Annotated in this window: 12 protein-coding genes and 1 pseudogene; 8 read left to right on the top strand and 5 right to left on the bottom strand. The window is 64.3% G+C overall.

Annotation, left to right across the window (positions count from 1 at the left end; translation table 11 throughout):
• Window positions 1–40: 40 nt before the first annotated feature.
• The 3 genes and pseudogenes from JF616_04620 to JF616_04610 all read left to right on the top strand — a co-directional run bounded on the left by JF616_04620 (window position 41) and on the right by JF616_04610 (window position 4,178).
• On the top strand, window positions 41–3,076 hold the full coding sequence (locus JF616_04620) for an AAA family ATPase (GenBank protein ID MBW8887024.1): 3,036 nt from the start codon (window positions 41–43) through the stop codon (window positions 3,074–3,076).
• 211 nt (window positions 3,077–3,287) lie between these two features.
• A pseudogene (locus JF616_04615) lies at window positions 3,288–3,683 on the top strand (carboxymuconolactone decarboxylase family protein).
• Window positions 3,678–4,178 (top strand): carboxymuconolactone decarboxylase family protein, encoded by a 501-nt coding sequence (locus tag JF616_04610; protein MBW8887023.1) that lies wholly within the window; start codon window positions 3,678–3,680, stop codon window positions 4,176–4,178. The pseudogene JF616_04615 and the gene JF616_04610 overlap by 6 nt, the downstream one beginning before the upstream one ends.
• A gap of 114 nt (window positions 4,179–4,292) precedes the next feature.
• Here the strand turns inward: JF616_04610 and JF616_04605 are convergent, their stop codons facing one another.
• Both JF616_04605 and JF616_04600 read right to left on the bottom strand, forming a co-directional pair.
• Entirely contained in the window at window positions 4,293–4,868 is a 576-nt protein-coding gene (locus tag JF616_04605; protein ID MBW8887022.1) for a hypothetical protein, read from the bottom strand.
• Between the two features lie 55 nt (window positions 4,869–4,923).
• A complete protein-coding gene (locus tag JF616_04600; GenBank protein MBW8887021.1) occupies window positions 4,924–5,397 on the bottom strand; it encodes a gamma-glutamylcyclotransferase in 474 nt (157 codons plus the stop codon).
• Between the two features lie 71 nt (window positions 5,398–5,468).
• Between JF616_04600 and JF616_04595 the strand changes: the two genes are divergently transcribed.
• From JF616_04595 to JF616_04580, 4 genes are read left to right on the top strand one after another with little or no spacing between them, the layout of a single operon-like run.
• Window positions 5,469–6,908, top strand: a complete 1,440-nt coding sequence (locus JF616_04595; GenBank protein ID MBW8887020.1) for an adenylosuccinate lyase — start codon at window positions 5,469–5,471, stop codon at window positions 6,906–6,908.
• A complete protein-coding gene (locus JF616_04590; protein MBW8887019.1) occupies window positions 6,908–7,693 on the top strand; it encodes a hypothetical protein in 786 nt (261 codons plus the stop codon). Before JF616_04595 ends, JF616_04590 begins: the two co-directional genes overlap by 1 nt.
• Window positions 7,694–7,726: 33 nt before the next feature.
• A complete protein-coding gene (locus tag JF616_04585) occupies window positions 7,727–8,989 on the top strand; it encodes a patatin-like phospholipase family protein (protein ID MBW8887018.1) in 1,263 nt (420 codons plus the stop codon).
• A gap of 18 nt (window positions 8,990–9,007) precedes the next feature.
• Entirely contained in the window at window positions 9,008–9,610 is a 603-nt protein-coding gene (locus JF616_04580; protein MBW8887017.1) for a hypothetical protein, read from the top strand.
• A 57-nt stretch (window positions 9,611–9,667) separates the two neighbouring features.
• On the opposite strand, the gene JF616_04575 is transcribed toward JF616_04580, so the two are convergent.
• From JF616_04575 to JF616_04565, 3 genes are read right to left on the bottom strand one after another with little or no spacing between them, the layout of a single operon-like run.
• The gene (locus JF616_04575; protein ID MBW8887016.1) at window positions 9,668–12,277 is read right to left on the bottom strand and encodes a PorV/PorQ family protein; all 2,610 of its coding nucleotides are present in this window, start codon (window positions 12,275–12,277) and stop codon (window positions 9,668–9,670) included.
• Complete coding sequence (locus tag JF616_04570; GenBank protein ID MBW8887015.1) at window positions 12,264–12,848, bottom strand: hypothetical protein; 585 nt, start codon at window positions 12,846–12,848, stop codon at window positions 12,264–12,266. Before JF616_04570 ends, JF616_04575 begins: the two co-directional genes overlap by 14 nt.
• Before the next feature lie 29 nt (window positions 12,849–12,877).
• Window positions 12,878–14,137, bottom strand: coding sequence for a class I SAM-dependent RNA methyltransferase (locus JF616_04565; protein ID MBW8887014.1), 1,260 nt, complete (start codon window positions 14,135–14,137; stop codon window positions 12,878–12,880).
• A 57-nt stretch (window positions 14,138–14,194) separates the two neighbouring features.
• On the opposite strand from JF616_04565, the gene JF616_04560 reads away from it, so the two are divergent.
• On the top strand, window positions 14,195–15,217 hold the full coding sequence (locus tag JF616_04560; GenBank protein ID MBW8887013.1) for a DUF2167 domain-containing protein: 1,023 nt from the start codon (window positions 14,195–14,197) through the stop codon (window positions 15,215–15,217).
• Window positions 15,218–15,244: the final 27 nt, after the last annotated feature.

Here is a 15,244-nt window from a genome sequence, read left to right as displayed (position 1 = left end):
GCAACGTGCCGGTCCAGGAGAAAATATCATCCAACCCCAATTGCGCATCCAGACTTTCGGAGGTCTCCGCGCCTGGCTGGGGGACGATCCCCTGGGGCTGCCGGCTTCGCGACAAGCCCGGGCACTGTTGGCTTGCCTGGCCACGGCGGAAAGGCCCTTGCAGCGGGCCCGCCTTTGCGAGTTGCTCTGGGAGAACTCGCCCGATCCGCGCGGGGCCTTGCGCTGGTGCCTGTCGCGCCTCAAGACCGTGCTCGACTCCGGAGGCGCGGCGCGCCTGATCGCCGAGGACGACGCCTTATGGGTGGAGCCCGGCGGTTGGGAGGTGGATGCGCGGCGCTTGCGGGACCTGGCCCGCGCCCCCGACCAGGCCGAAACCGCCGTCTTGGAAAGCGCGGTGGCCCAGCTTACCGGCCCCTTCCTGGCCGATCTCGATCTGAACGATGCCATCCGCTTCGAAAGCTGGCGCTTGGGGGAGGAGAAGTCCTTGACCCAGGCGCGGGCCGCCGTTTTCGCGGAGGCCTTGCGCCGCCATGCCGGCCTTCCCGAAGCCAGGCTGCGCCTGGCCCACGTGTGGGTGCAACAAGATCCCTTGGACGAGCGCCCCCATATCGCCATCGTGGAATCCCTCATCGCCCTGGGCCGCAAGCGCGAGGCGCTGGCCCATTACGAACGTTGCGCGCAGATGCTGCGCCGGAACGGATCCGTTCCCGGCCCCGCCTTGGAGAAGGCGCGCGTCGCCATCGGCCCGTTGGGGAATTCCGGACCCGCCGCGCCCGGATCGCAGCCCGCCCCCGCGCCCGGGGCGACCATCATCCGCCCTGTTAACGTCCCGGTTACCGTGCGCCCGCCCATCGCCGGCCGCGCCTCCGAGCTCGCGCGCTTCGCCGCGCTGCTGGCCGCGACGCCGGACCGGCGCCTGCGCTTGCTGGTAGGCGAGCCGGGAATCGGCAAGACGCGTCTGCTGGAAGAGATGGGCGATGCCTTGGCGGCGCGGGGCTGGCGCGTTCTGCAAGGCCGCGCCTTCGAGGCCGAAAGCGATCGGGCCCTGGGCCCTTGGATCGATGCCGCGCGCGGCCTGCCGGCGGGATCGGCCGAATGCCCCCTGGTCAGGCCTTCCGGGAGCCCGGATAAAGGCCATTCCGATCAGTCCGCCCTCTTCGAAGCCATGCGCGCCTGGCTCGCGGCCCTGGCCGCCGAAGCGCCCTTGGCCCTGGTCCTCGACGACGTGCATTGGCTGGACGGCGCCTCCGTGGCCTTGCTGCAATACCTCCTGCGCGACGCCGAATGCCCGTTCCGCCTGGCCTTGGCGGGCATGCGCAACGTCGCCGCCCCGGCCCATCCTCCCATCGAACCGTTCCTGCGCCTGGCGCAGCGGGAAAACCTTTGCGAGACCTGGCCGGTGGGCCCTTTGGACGCCGCGGGCACCGCCTCCCTGCTCAAGTCCGCCGGCTCCGATCGCGATCCCGGCGAGGTCTTCGCGCGCAGCGCGGGGCATCCCCTGGCTTCGCTCGCTCTGGCCATGGACACGGGCGCGGGGCCGCGGGCCAGCCTCGAAGCCATGCTGGACGAACGCATCCGCCTGGCCGGCGAGGACGGCCGCCTGGTGCTGCAATGGGCCTCGCTCCTGGGCCGCGGCGCTCCGCCCGCCTTGCTGGAATCGCTTTTGGAAATGCCGGTGCATACCCTGTTGGCCGCCTTGGAGCGCCTGGAAGGACAGGGCCTGATGCGGGTGATGGAAGGGGAGGCCGGCATGGAATACCTCTTCGGCCACGACCTGATCCGGCTGCGGGCGCAGGAGACCCTGTCGGCCCCGCGCCGGGCGCGCATGCGCGCCCACGTAGCCGAGACGTTACGATCGCATCCCGCCTTGAGGCGCGGCTGGGAAGAAGTCGCCGCGCACGCCGAGGCCGGCGAACGCTGGACCCTGGCGGCCGAGGCCTGCTTTGAGGCCGGGACCCATTGCTTCCGCCTTCGGGCATTCCCGTCCATGGTGGACTTCATTGAGCGCGGGATTGATCATCTCGAGCGTATAGGCGGTCATTGGGCCCTATGCCGCGAATTTTGCCTCCTCGCCAACCGTGCCGGCCATAACCAGCCGGATTATCCCGCGGGAATCGAATTTCGCTTGGCGCGTTTGGCAGCCAGGGCCAAGGCCGCGGGTCAGGAGGAAACGCGCTTGGCCGCCATATATGCGCTTTCGGTAATCCAATTCACCGGGCCGGATCCCAGCGTCTTGCGCGGATTGGTGGTTCTGGATATTGAGGAGGGGGCCGCGCAAATCGAAGATCCCCTGGCCCGCGCCTTCAGCTTGTCAGGCATGGCGCTTTGCCTTTTGGCCACCGATCAAGAGATTCCCAAAGCGCGGGCCTTGTTATCGCACTCCGAGTCCATTTGCCGCCAGCACAAACTGGAGGAAGCGGATACGCGCACGGGGCTCGGTTGGCTCGCGCACCGCGATGGGCGGCTGGACGAGGCGCGCGCCCACTTGCGCTTGGCCCGCATCCTGATGCGGGAAAAAGAGCTTCCTCAATTCGAGTTCCAGATACTCTGTGACCTTGCCAGGCTCGAACTCGAGGAGGGAAATCCCTTGGAAGCGTTGGCCCATGTCCGTGAGATTCACGCATTGGACGATGTAGTGCGGCATTCCGCGGACCGGCATTTCGGCCAGGCCCTGGAAGCGCTGGCCCGCCTACAAATGGGGGATACCGGCGCTGAGGCGCTCTTCGATGCCACCCTGGCCCTGCTACGCGCCGACAACGTCAAGGTCATGCCCGCGTATATGCAGTTGATGCGAGCCGAACGCGAATGTCGCGCCGGCGAGCATGGCCTTATCGCCGAACGTTGCGCCGAAGCCATCGCCCGTTGCGAACCCCTGCTCCGTGCAACCGAACCGGTATGGGCCCGTTGCCTGCTCGGCCTTTCCGCCTTGTCCCAAGGGCGCAAGCCCGAGGCCGAACAATGCTGGCGCGAACTCGAGCCCGCCCTCGCCGCGACCCGCGTGCTCCCCTTGCGCGTGCGCCGATTGGCCGGGGAATTGGCCGATGGCTTGGGCCTCGCAACCGCTCCTTCCGCCTGATTTCCGGTCTTTTCCCTCTCACACATGCCCTCACACGGGGCTTCACACGGGGGTCCCGTAATTTTCCCTTTGTCACCTGGACGCGCCGCGCTTCGCGGTCCGGCACCGGGGGACGGAACGGAAAACGAGGAGACTTCCCATGCTCAAGCAAATAATCCCCCAGAACAAAACCCTGCGCGCGACCCTCTTGGCCGTCGCTGCTTCGACCGCCATGGCCCTGGGCGCCTTCGCCGGCATCGCCCGCGGCGCCGAGGCCCCCGCATCGAAAGATGCCCCGGATTCGCCCTATTCCGCCACGACCGCCGATATCCAGAAGACCCTGGGTTTCGTGCCCCAATTCTTCGAGGCCTTCCCCGCCGAAGCCCTGCCCGGCGTATGGGAGGAGATGAAAGGATTGCAGATGAACCCCAAGACCGCCCTTTCGGGCAAAGAGAAGGAGTTGATCGGCTTGGGAGTGGCGGCGCAAATCCCCTGCCGCTATTGCATCGAGGCCCATAGCGAATTCGCCAAGCTCAACGGGGCCTGCGACGCCGAGCTGGGCGAAGCGGTCTCCATGGCGGCCATCACCCGGCATTGGAGCACGGTCTTGAACGGGAACCAGATGGACGAGGGCAAGTTCCGCTCCGAGATCGCCAAGATCGTGGCCAACGCGAAGAAAGGATCGTCGGGACAAAGCGGGAAGGCCGTAGCGGTGACCGATGGCGCCAGCGCCCTCCAGGACATCAGCCGTACCTTGGGGCTGGCTCCCGAGTTCCTGCGCAAGTTCCCGGATCAAGGCCGCGCCGGCGCCTGGCGCCTGTTCAAGGACGTGCAGCTCAATCCCGGAACCGATCTCAAGGGCAAGGACAAGGAGTTGGTGGGCTTGGCGGTGGCCGCGCAAATCCCGTGCAAGTACTGCATCATCGCGCATACCGAGTTCGCCAAGCTCAACGGCGCGACCGAAGAGGAATTGTCCGAAGCCATCGGCATGGCCGCCTTCACCCGCGAGATGAGCACCCTTTTGAACGGGATGCGCGTGGATGAAACCCAGTTCAAGGCCGACATCGCCCGCCTCGTGAAAGGCGCCCAGGCTTCTGCCTCCGCCAAAAAGACGGCCAAGTAAGGCCCGGAATGCCATAACCAAGGTAACATTCCGGTTACGCCAAGCGGCGATGCGGCAGGGGCCGCGGAGGCCGCGGGGCCCGGGGGTCCTGAGCGCCCCCGGGCTTTCGCGCGTCTAGGGGGTCAATACCGTCCAGTAACGGGTATGATAGGTCGCCTCCATGCGCTCGCGTCCCCAGCGGATACCCATTCTGTAGGTTTCGTCCTGGCCGTGCCCGGAGCCTTCGACGTCGGCAAAGGATTCGCTGTTGGTTTTGACCATCCACTCCATGCCATCCGGGAACTCGATCCGACCGCAGGCATCGTCGGGCTTCCAAGGCGGATAGCCGTCGGGGCGATACCCCTGGAGCCGCACGCCGCCCGCGCGGACGGTATCCTTCCCGGTGGCCCACGACCCGGAATCGTGGTAGGTAATCGCCAGCCTGCAACCATCGGATCGGACGGCGGGATCGAGAAAGAAGCCAAACCGGCTTTCCGAATGGGACCCATCGGATTGGTATCCGGATAGTTCGCTGACGTAGCCGGCGGGATCGATCGCGTGGCGGGCGCCTGCCGAATCGATCCACACGATGTCGCGATATCCCTGCTCGCTCTGGGTGTAGCAAGGGCCTTCATCGAATAACCCCTTAGAGGCGCAAGGATCCCGGTGGTATCCGCATCCGGCCAGTAGGGAGGCGAGGGAGATGAACAATGCTTTTCCGATCCCCATGTCCATGCGACGAAGCCGAAGCGATCTCCCGTAACCGCTAGGGGATGCGCGCCTGGCGCGGCCTGCCCTTCGCGGCCCAATGCGCCAGATAATCCCCCGACCCGATAAGCGCGCGCCCGGCCACGGTGAAGTTGTACCAGTAGATCTGCGCGTCATAATATGCTCCTGTCGCGGTCAAAACCACGGTCGCCCGATCCCGCACGAATTCGGAAGCGGCCCGATTCCCGGCATCGAACCCTTCGTACGGATCGAGAACGGAAAACAACGCATCCGGATCGTCCAGGCGGAGCAGATGCCCCCACACCTTCGGCCCATCCTCGCCGGCGCCATCGCCCGGCGTCGCCGTCACCGCGCCCGGGTAATCCCCCAGATCATAAAGATGCCCATGCACGTGGCCGCGCCCGAGGGAGGTCCCCGCTTTGCGCATCGCATCGTCCACGGCGGCGATTCCGGTGGTGAGCATCAGGGTTCCATAAGTGAAGAAAAGCCGGGACGCGGGAGGGACCGTCATGAGCGGGAAAATTAAACACTTCGAGCCACCCCGTTTGATCGACCCCCGCCCCGGAGCTACCTTTGGCCCCCATGACCGACAGCCGCCAGTACGAAAATCCCCTCAGCAAACGCTACGCCTCCGCGCGCATGGGTTTCCTGTTCTCGCCCCAATTCAAGCATCAGACCTGGAGGCGGCTGTGGATATGGCTGGCCGAGGCGGAACGGGAGTTGGGTTTGCCCATCAGCGAAGCCCAGATCGCCGAACTCAAGGCCTTCGAGACGGACATCAATTTCGCCGAGGCGGAAAAGCGGGAGAAGGCCGTACGCCACGACGTCATGGCCCACGTGCATGCTTTCGGGCTGCAGGCGAAGACGGCCGCGGGCATCATCCATCTGGGCGCCACTTCCGCCTACGTCACCGATAACACCGATTTGATCCAGATGCGCGCCGGCCTGGACCTGGTGCGCCGCCGAACCTTACGCGTGGTCTCCGCCCTCGCCGGTTTCGCCCGCCAATACCAAGGCATGCCTACCTTGGCCTTCACCCATTTCCAGCCCGCCCAGTTGACCACGGTGGGCAAGCGCGCCACCCTGTGGATCCAGGATCTCCTGCTCGATCTGGAGGAACTCGTTTTCGTGGAAGCGAACCTCCCCTTCCTGGGCGTGAAGGGCACCACCGGCACCCAGGCCAGCTTCCTGGAGCTCTTCGACGGCGATCATGCCAAGGTCAAGGCGCTCGACGCCGCGGTGACCAAGAAAGCGGGTTTCGCCCGCAGCCTCGCCGTTTCCGGCCAGACATACACGCGCAAGCTCGACAGCCGCGTGCTCGCCGTGCTCTCCAGCCTGGCCCAGAGCCTGGCCAAGTTCTCCACCGACCTGCGCCTGTTGCAGCACCTGAAGGAAATCGAAGAACCCTTCGAGGCCGATCAGATCGGATCCAGCGCCATGGCCTACAAGCGCAATCCCATGCGCGCCGAGCGCATCGGATCGTTGTCCCGCTTCGTGCAGGCCATGCTGCCCAGCGCGGAGTTCACGGCTTCGACGCAATGGTTCGAACGCACCTTGGACGATTCCGCCAACAAGCGTTTGGCGGTGCCCCAGGCCTTCCTGGCGATGGACGCCATGCTCATCCTGGCCGAGAACGTATGCCAGGGCCTGGTGGTCTATCCGAAAATGATCGAACGCCACGTCATGGCCGAGCTCCCCTTCATGGCTACGGAGAACATCATGATGGCCGGGGTGAAGCGGGGCGGCGATCGCCAAGAGCTGCACGAGGCCATCCGCAAGCACTCCCTGGCGGCGGCCAAACGCGTGAAGCAAGAGGGCCTGGACAACGATCTGATGGAACGCATAGCGAAGGATCCGCAATTCGGGATGGACGCGAACGTCTTGGGCGAGGTTCTGGACGCCGCCAAGTACGTGGGCCGTTCGCCGGAAATCACCCGGGAATTCCTGGCGCAAGAGGTGGAGCCGGTTCTGGCGAAGCATGCCGACTGGAAAGATCTGGATCAGGAGGAGTTGCGGGTTTGATGGGTCTGCGGCTCCCGCTCGCCGCGGCGGCGGGACTCCTGTCCGCATGCTTCTTGGATACCGGGGGCGCGCCGATCCCGATCCCGGGGGCGAACTACCTGGAGCCCGATTCTTTCGTCTCGACCTGTACCGAATTCACCCAGTTCGAATCCGTGAACGGCGTCGAGCAGCCCGGCCGATGGTTCCAGGTCTTCATGTGGGCGGACAGCTCGGGCAAGGTGCGGGTCGGGGAAGAGGTTTACAACCGCCTCGCCGACGCGGAAGGCTATCAAGGCATCCTGGAGTTCAGCCTCGATCCGCGCGTGCCTTCGGAGGCGGATTCCTTGGAATTCCCCTCCGCGCTTTACGTCCTGTACCATTCGCGTTACCGCGATCTCGCCGAAGTACGTCGTTCGGCCCTGGAGAACGTCCCCTTGAACGGGTTGATTCCCCCGGACGGCTCCAGCCGCGTCGGTTTCGTGGCGCCGTTCCGGAATGGGGCGCTCGACCTCGACACCGCCTGGATCATCATCAACTCGGATAAGATCGATACGGGTTATGGTTACGGGATGATCTTCCGCAAGAACGGGGAAGCGGCGCTTACCTACCGGTTCCGCAAGGATTCGGCTGCCGGCGATTCCCTGCTCTGGGTCATCCGCGAAACCCGGCGGCCCTGCGGACCCGTCTATTACGTGCCCGACGGCTGGCGGGAGCGCGTTAATCCGCCCTCGCCGGCCACGGCGATACCACGGCCGGTCGTTTCGTTCCGGAATCACCCATTGCAGATGAATGAGGCTTGGGATTAGATTCCTTCCGGTCAAGCGACCAAGGAGGCGAGCATGCCCATAGGGAAAAAATTCCGGATCCTTTCCTTAGACGGTGGCGGAAGCTGGGCGATGATCCAGGCCAAGGCCTTGCAGAAGCTTTTCGGCGACATCCCCGGCCGGGACATCCTCTCCAATTTCGATTTCGCGGCCGCCACTTCGGGCGGGGCCATCGTGCTGGGCGGCCTGATCGAGAACATGACCCCGGCGCAAATCATCGGCCTCTTCAAGGATGAGGGGACGCGGCAAAGCATCTTCTACGAGGTCGGCTGGCTGGATCATTTCGTGGACAAGGCATTGGAGACCGCCTTGCGCATGGGCCCGCGCTATTCCGCCGGCCGCAAGTACAGCGGCCTCCGCAAGGTCTTCGCCGGATTCGGCGGGACGTCCTTGGACCAAGTCTCCGCGCAAGCCTGGCCCGGGAGCGGCGAGAACAAGCTTCGGCTCATGATCACCGCGTTCGACTACGATCGTAAAAAGGCGGTCTTCTTCCGCTCCGACATCAAGAGCCTGGCGGCCAACTTCGACACATGCAAGCCTCCGCTCCTGGCCGAAGCCGTGCATGCTTCCAGCAACGCGCCCGTCAATTACTTCGATACGCCCGCGGTCCTTCCGGCCAGCCCTTCGTACGCGAACCGCCGGTTCTGGGACGGCGCCATCGGCGGTTACAACAATCCCCTATTGGCTGCCGTGACCGAGGTGCTGTCGAATCCCGATTGGTACCAGGGCGGCCCGCAGTCCATCCAGGCGCTCAGCCTGGGGACCGGCCAGGTATCGTTGCCGCTGGGGGATCATCGCCTTCCCCAATACCCGGAATTGATCCGACACCAGGAGACCACCGGCCTTATCAACGACCTGATCGAATTGGCGCAAAGCATTATCGACGATCCTCCCGATTCCGCTTCCTTCACCGCCCACGTGGCCTTAGGGCAACCCTTGCCGACCCGGGAAGATCAGGTCATCGCGAACGGATGCATCGTGCGCCTAAGCCCCGTCGTCCGTCCCGTTCTCGATAAGGCCACGGGAGGCTGGTCGCTTCCGGGCTGGCGCAAGGAGAATCCGCCCCTGTCCATCGACGAATTCGAAGCCTTGACGAAGATGGATATCGACGCGGTGAAGCAGGAGCAGGTGGATCTACTCGAGAAATTGGCCGAACTGTGGCTGCAGGATATCGTGCCCAACCAGGGGATCCGCAGCGACGCGGATTTCAACGCGCGTATCGGCCATGGGACGTTCGGCGAGGGGAAGGCGGCCTGGAATAAACTGATGGAGAATTGAGGTTCGGGGATGATTCCCATGCTTAAGCGAATTCTACCCATGGCCCTATTGGCGGCAGGTTGCGGCCTCGGTCCGGATCTGGGGCCCGACGACGCCGCTTACGCCGATCCCATGATCACGGGATGGAGCGTGGTTTACCGTAACAACGTTGCCGTCGATTCCTTCGCCTCGCCCGCCGATCTCATCGCCAACTACCGGATCGACATCGATGATACCCTTTGGCCCTCGATGACCTTTCAACTAGCCGGGGAGAGTTTCACCGCCCGGTACCGGTATATCTACTTCGATAAGCAAAGGGACACGGTGGTGTCCGGCAAGTTGGGCCGCCCGGACAGCGGCTTCATCAACCTGCAACCGCGGCGATCCTGCGATTCGACCGTGGGCGGATTCCGGCAGACCAATGAATGCTTCACGAAAGAGGGCGACGATTTGATCATTCGGGCCTGCGTCGACATGGATTTCGACAGTTCGGATTTCGACGTCGCATCGGTAAAGCCCGGGCTGGGGGCGCATTGGCGCCACCTGCGCGGGGTGCGTTGCTCCGAAGCTCCCCCTTCGGATTTCCCGAACCGTATCCGGACCGATTTCACGATTACGTTTTCGCGGCTGATGCGGGCTTGAAGCGGCGTCCGGGGTTCCGGCCGCCGATGCGTTGGAGAATGCGGTAAAGGGAGGGGCTCAGAAGCGCAGCAGCATGCTGAAGCGCTTCTGGTTGTTGCGGATGCCGTTATCGAAGGACTTGATGAAGGTCCCATCCACCTGCAGGATGTCCGAGATCATGAAGCCCGCGCCCATGTCCAACTCGTAACGCTGCCCGCGGAAATCGTACAGGTAGCCGCTGCGCAGGGCCACCACGTTGGCGATCACGTATTCGACGCCGGTATTGTATACCGTCTGGCGGATGTTCTCGCGGAAGACCGAGGTGGCCGAATGATCCTTGTCCTGGTAAGGGTATACGAGATCCTTCCAGGCCCCGATGTAGACGGGCGAGGCGTCGTTGCCCTCGCGGTAGACCGCCTCGCGGTTGGCGTCGGCGGCGACGGTGATGCGGTGATTGGGCAGATGCAGCAGTTCGTAGGCGAGGCCCACCTTCCAGGTAAAGGGGATGGGATCGGCCTGGGCCTGGTCCACGTAGAACACCGCGGGGCCCATATTCTGCAGCACCAGGGCCGCGGAAAGGCCTTTCACCAGGATGTTCTTCCACAATAGGCCCGCGTCCACGGCGTAACTGATGGCGATGCCGTCGGTGCGTTCGCCCGAGGAGGTCACCCCCTGCGCCAGCGCGGAATAGATGAACTTCGCGTTGAGGCCCAGCCCCAGGTTTTTCGACAGCTTGGTGCCGTAGCTCAGGGCCCCCACGAGCTCATAAGAGTCGAAGGTGCGGCCTTCGGTGGCGTCCGCGTTGGTCTGGGTATTCTTCCCGAAGGAGACGTAGTTGATGAAGCCGCCTACGGTGCCCCATTCTTCCACCGGGAAGGTGGCGGCCATGAAGGCATGGTACAGATCCGGCAAGTTCAGCACCGGCAGCAGGCTTTCGTAAAAGAAGCCCACCTGGGACTTGGCGCTGTTATACCGCTCGATGCCCGCTCCGGTAACGAACCAGACGTCCGGGCCCTGCGCCTTCACGTCGTAGACGTCCTTGTCGGTGAGGCCGTTGCCGGTATGGAAATGCACCCAGTCGGCGCGGAGATCCTGCTTGGGAGCGGCCCCGTTGGCCTCCTTCTTCTCCTCCAGACGGCCTTGGGCGTTCGTGTGCTTGGGCGTGTATTTCCACGCGCCTTCGTTGGTGGCGATCCAGATATGGCCGTCCTCGTCGAGGGCGATGGAACGCAGCTCCTGCTTCTTGAAGTGGATTTTCTCCCATACCCGCAAGGCGGTGTAGTGGCTGATGCCGTGGGCATGGGCGGCCCATACGTGCCCGTCCTTGTCCAGCAGGATCTGATGCGCGGAGGAATCCACCAGGCCGTCGGCCACGTTGAAGAGCTTCCATTTGGCGGCCGCGCCCGCCGATTTGGCGGGAATGTAGCGGGCGATGCCGGCGTCCTTGAGGGAGACGTAGATCTCGTCCAAATTCTCGTTGGCGGCGATGCCGGTGATGTACTGGCTCGGCAGCAGGTTCTGGCCGCGGCGGGTAACGGCGGTCTTCTTGTACTCATAGAGGCCGTCGGTGGTGCCGATCCACACGCTGGCGCCCTTCACCGTCAGGGAGGTCACTCCCAGCTTGCGGAACGGCGAGGCGGAGTCGCCCTTGGCGGAAGCCTCCGCCTTGGCCTTGGAAGCGAGCGAATCGGCGCGGGCGGCGGCTTCGTCGAGGATTTCCTGTTTGGCTTCGCGGTATAGGGAGTCATAGACGTTGCGGGCGATGGAAGCCCGGGCCACGGAATCGTCGACGCGCCGGGTCTTGAGGCTATCGGCGGTCGAGACCTTGATCTTAGCCGTGTCGAGCTTCGCCTTGGCGGTGTCCGTGACGGCGACGGGCTTGCGGGTGGTGGCCAGGGAATCGGCCAGCTTACGGAAACGGGCGGTGTCCAAGGCGGCGAGCGCGGCGGCGACTTCGGGCGAGTTGGCGTCGGCGCCCTTCACCAGGGAAGAGTCGTTCCCCAGGTAGGTGAAGCCCGGCTCCTTATCGAAGGATTTCCAGCCCGACCCGTCGAAGCGGTACAGCCCGCCGGTCGTTCCCACCCACAGGCGATCGGTATTGTCCAGCGCCAAAGCCGTTACGGGTTCGTCGGGAAAGAGCAGGTTGTAAGGCAGCTTAAGGCTGATCAGATCTTCTTCGTCCTTGGCGGACTTGAGCCCGTTATAGGCCTTTACGCGCTTGACCAGGCTGTCCAGGTTGTCGCCCGTGCCCGCGTAGCGGCGCACGATTTTCTCGATTTGATCGCCCTGCTCCATGACGTACTCATGGTCGACGCGCCACACCTTGCCGTTGTAGAGCGAAAGGCTTTTCTTGGCCCCGGCCCATACGGTCGAGTGAAGCAGGAATCCCGAACGCGGCTTGGTGGCCAGCACCGTGAATTCGCGCATATCGGTCTTCGGATAAACCAGTTCCCATTCGTTGGAGAGGGGGCCGAAGGCCATGCCGGCCGGATTCCAGAAGGTCGCGAATACGTCGTCGGCCATGGCCACGCCGGTTTCGCCCATTCCCAACTGGCGCGCGCCCACGGGCATCACCAGGGTGATGACGGCCGATCCGCCCTGGGCCTTCGCCCCGGCCGCGGGCAGGAGAAGGAGGGAAGCGAGCAATCCATAGGCTAGGCGGGAGCGGGGGACTCTATAACTTGACAACGCTTCTCCAATCCGGCGTCTGGTACTTACCGTTCACGGGAAGGATCGGAGTCCAGGCGGCATTCTCGTTGGCCGCGTTCCAGGCCTCCTTCGTCGCCAATTGCACCCCGCATCCCAGATGGAACGGCGGGATGAGCGCCACGTGATTGTGGATCTGCTCGCGGGTGACGTACGCGTCGCCTCCGAACATCGCGCACGAACTCTGGCACTTGGCCGGGACCTGGTACTTGTAAGTCTGGATTCCTTCCCTATCGCCTTTTTCGATGTTACTTATACTAATATTGGCCACCCGCCGCCACTCGTCCAGGTACTGCTCCGCCGATCCGTTGGCGGTTTTCCCCGCCGCCGAGGCCAGCACGGCCTGCACTTCCTCCAAGGGAGGTTCGCGTTCCTGGAGTTCCTTGCGGGGCGAGCGGCGGATGAGGGAATACACGCCGCTGGCGTAGATCGGGGAGGAATCCTCCTGGGATTGGCGATCCCCCGCGCGTCCCTTCAGGAACATCGCCAAGCCCGCTCCCAGCACGACCAGGATAAGCGCGAGAAGGACCCAGAAAAGGACGGTCAGGAGCATGCGTAGCCTCCGGTGAAGACGGGGAAAAGCTAAAAAATCCCGCGCCAAGCCAGCTTCGCGACCGCTTCCACGTGCGCGGTCTGCGGGTAGAAATCGAACAGGCGCAAATCCTCCAAGGCGAAACCCGCGGCCAGAAGCGATTTCAAGTCGCGCGCCAAGGTCACCGGGTCGCAAGAGACGTATACCAGCCGCGCCGGCCGTTTGGCGATCAGGAATCCGGCCACGGCCCGATCGAGCCCGGTGCGCGGGGGATCGACCACGATGGTATCCGGTTCCGCTTCGGCTAAAGGCCCGCGTTCGGCCTGGAGCAGTTCCTCCACGCGGCCGCGCAGGAAACCATGGGTAACTCCGATGTTACGTCGCGCGTACTCCAGGGCGGCCGGATTCTCCTCCACGGCCAGCACCTGCTCGAACCGGTCCGCCAGGAAAGTCCCGAACAGGCCCACGCCGCAATACAGATCCAGCGCCAGGCGGCCGGAGAGCCCTTCCAGCGCGTAAGGGACCAGGCGCGCCGTCATCTCCAGGTTGCTTTGGAAGAAGCAGCGCAAATCGAAGCGCAAGGTCTTGCCCAAAAGGGGTGCGGCGATTTCCGCGGCTTCGCCCGTCGGGCACAGTCCCGCGGCGGCGGGATCGGCGCTGATGAGGAAGTCGCCATCGGGCAGGGGATGGCTCCAGGCTGAGAAGCGGCGCGTACCGGCGAAGGGTCGGGAAGCCGGGAAGCGGGCGCCCGTCTCCAACGGGCGGGCGCCCGTTCCCGGCGCGGGGGCGGGCGCGAAGAGGGGCCCGAAGGCCGGCCGGGAGATGGGGCAATCGCGGATGGGCACCAAGTCATGGCTGGCGCGCGCCAGGAAGCCGGCCGTGCCGGAGGCGTCGCGATGGATTTGCACGCGGTTACGGTAACGCCAAGGTTCCCCGCCTTCGATGGTAAGCCCGGGGAACGCGAGTCCGCCCACCCGGCGCAAGGCGTCTTCGGCGAGGGCCAGCTTCTGGCGGAGTTGGGCGGGCGGCGCGATATGTTGCCAATCGCAGCCGCCGCAACGGCCGAACACGGGGCAGGGCGGCGGCGCGCGATCGGGCGAGGGTTCGAGGATCTCCAGGGCAATCGCGCGGAGGAAATCCTTTTTCGCTTCGGTTACGCGGGCGCGGACCTTCTCACCGGGCAGGGTGAAGGGGATGAAAACCACCCTTCCGTCCAGGCGGGCCAAGCCATCGCCCCCGGGCACCAGCTTTTCGATGGTCGTCTCGAAGACTTCTCCGGGGCCGGGGGTCGTTTTTCCGCCTGGGAACATGGGGCGACAAGATATAAGGAATGTCTACATTCTGGCGACCCGCAACCCGGAGGTTCCATGCAAGGATTTCGCGCGCCCTTCGTTCTCGCGTCCGCCTTCGCTTTAGCCTTAGCCAGCCTACCTGCTTCGGCATCCCCCAAGCTGTCGCCCGCCCCGTCCATTCCCGGTCTCGCCGATAGTTCCTTTTCCCAAGGGGGCCAAGGCTCGGCCCCGGACAGCGCCATGGCGGCCCTAATCGAGATGGACAAACGCCTAAGCTACCGAACCGGCGAGATCAAGCTCGATGGGGGCCTGGCCACCCTCAAGCTTCCGGAAGGGTATCGCTACCTCGATGCCAAGCAGTCGCAAACGGTGCTGACCTCGTTCTGGGGCAATCCGCCCGACATCCATACCCTGGGGATGATATGGGCTCCGGGCCAGGAGCCCTTAGGCGAAGGCTCATGGGCGGTCATCATCCAGTCCGAAGCGGAAGGCTACGTGAAGGACGATGATGCGGAGAAGATCGATTACGAAGATCTGCTCAAGACCATGAAGAAATCCACCGAGGAGAATAACAAGGAGCGCGTCAAGCAGGGATACTCGGCCATGCACCTGCTGGGATGGGCCGAGAAGCCGTATTACGATAAGGCCGCGCATAAGCTGCATTGGGCCAAGGAGCTGCGCGCGGAGGGAAGCGACCACAACTCCCTCAATTACGATATCCGCATCCTGGGCCGCCGCGGGGTCCTGATCCTGACCGCGGTGGCGACCATGCGGGAGCTGGCGACGGTGAAGGCGGGTATGCCGCCGGTGCTGGCGGCCGTGGAGTTCGATCCCGGGAACCGCTACAGCGAGTTCGATCCCAAGATCGACAAGGTGGCCACCTACGGCATCGCGGCCCTGGTCGCCGGCGGCGTGCTGGCCAAGGTCGGTTTCTTCAAATTGCTTCTGATCGGGCTGTTGGCGGCCAAGAAATTCATCGTGATCGGTCTGTTGGCTGTGGTGGCCTTCTTCCGGCGCCTCTTCAAGGGCCCCGCGGCCCAGAAGGAAACCGCCGAGGTAACGCGCCCGTTACCTGAAAGCGAGAAGCGGCAGGGTTAGGCCGCCCGGGGGCAGGCGCCATTCCGC

This window comes from Fibrobacterota bacterium (genome assembly GCA_019509785.1).
Lineage (GTDB): Bacteria > Fibrobacterota > Fibrobacteria > UBA11236 > UBA11236 > Chersky-265.
The sequence above is the reverse complement of the archived record's forward strand: the minus strand, read 5'-3'. Positions and strand labels throughout refer to the sequence as shown.

Excerpts from the sequence above, each read along its gene's own strand:
- JF616_04595 (MBW8887020.1), top strand. The coding sequence starts at position 5,469 with ATGACCGACAGCCGCCAGTACGAAAATCCCCTCAGCAAACGCTACGCC.
- JF616_04590 (MBW8887019.1), top strand. The coding sequence starts at position 6,908 with ATGGGTCTGCGGCTCCCGCTCGCCGCGGCGGCGGGACTCCTGTCCGCA.
- JF616_04560 (MBW8887013.1), top strand. The coding sequence starts at position 14,195 with ATGCAAGGATTTCGCGCGCCCTTCGTTCTCGCGTCCGCCTTCGCTTTA.
- JF616_04610 (MBW8887023.1), top strand. The coding sequence starts at position 3,678 with ATGGACGAGGGCAAGTTCCGCTCCGAGATCGCCAAGATCGTGGCCAAC.
- JF616_04565 (MBW8887014.1), bottom strand. The coding sequence starts at position 14,137 with ATGTTCCCAGGCGGAAAAACGACCCCCGGCCCCGGAGAAGTCTTCGAG.
- JF616_04585 (MBW8887018.1), top strand. The coding sequence starts at position 7,727 with ATGCCCATAGGGAAAAAATTCCGGATCCTTTCCTTAGACGGTGGCGGA.
- JF616_04580 (MBW8887017.1), top strand. The coding sequence starts at position 9,008 with ATGCTTAAGCGAATTCTACCCATGGCCCTATTGGCGGCAGGTTGCGGC.
- JF616_04570 (MBW8887015.1), bottom strand. The coding sequence starts at position 12,848 with ATGCTCCTGACCGTCCTTTTCTGGGTCCTTCTCGCGCTTATCCTGGTC.
- JF616_04600 (MBW8887021.1), bottom strand. The coding sequence starts at position 5,397 with ATGACGGTCCCTCCCGCGTCCCGGCTTTTCTTCACTTATGGAACCCTG.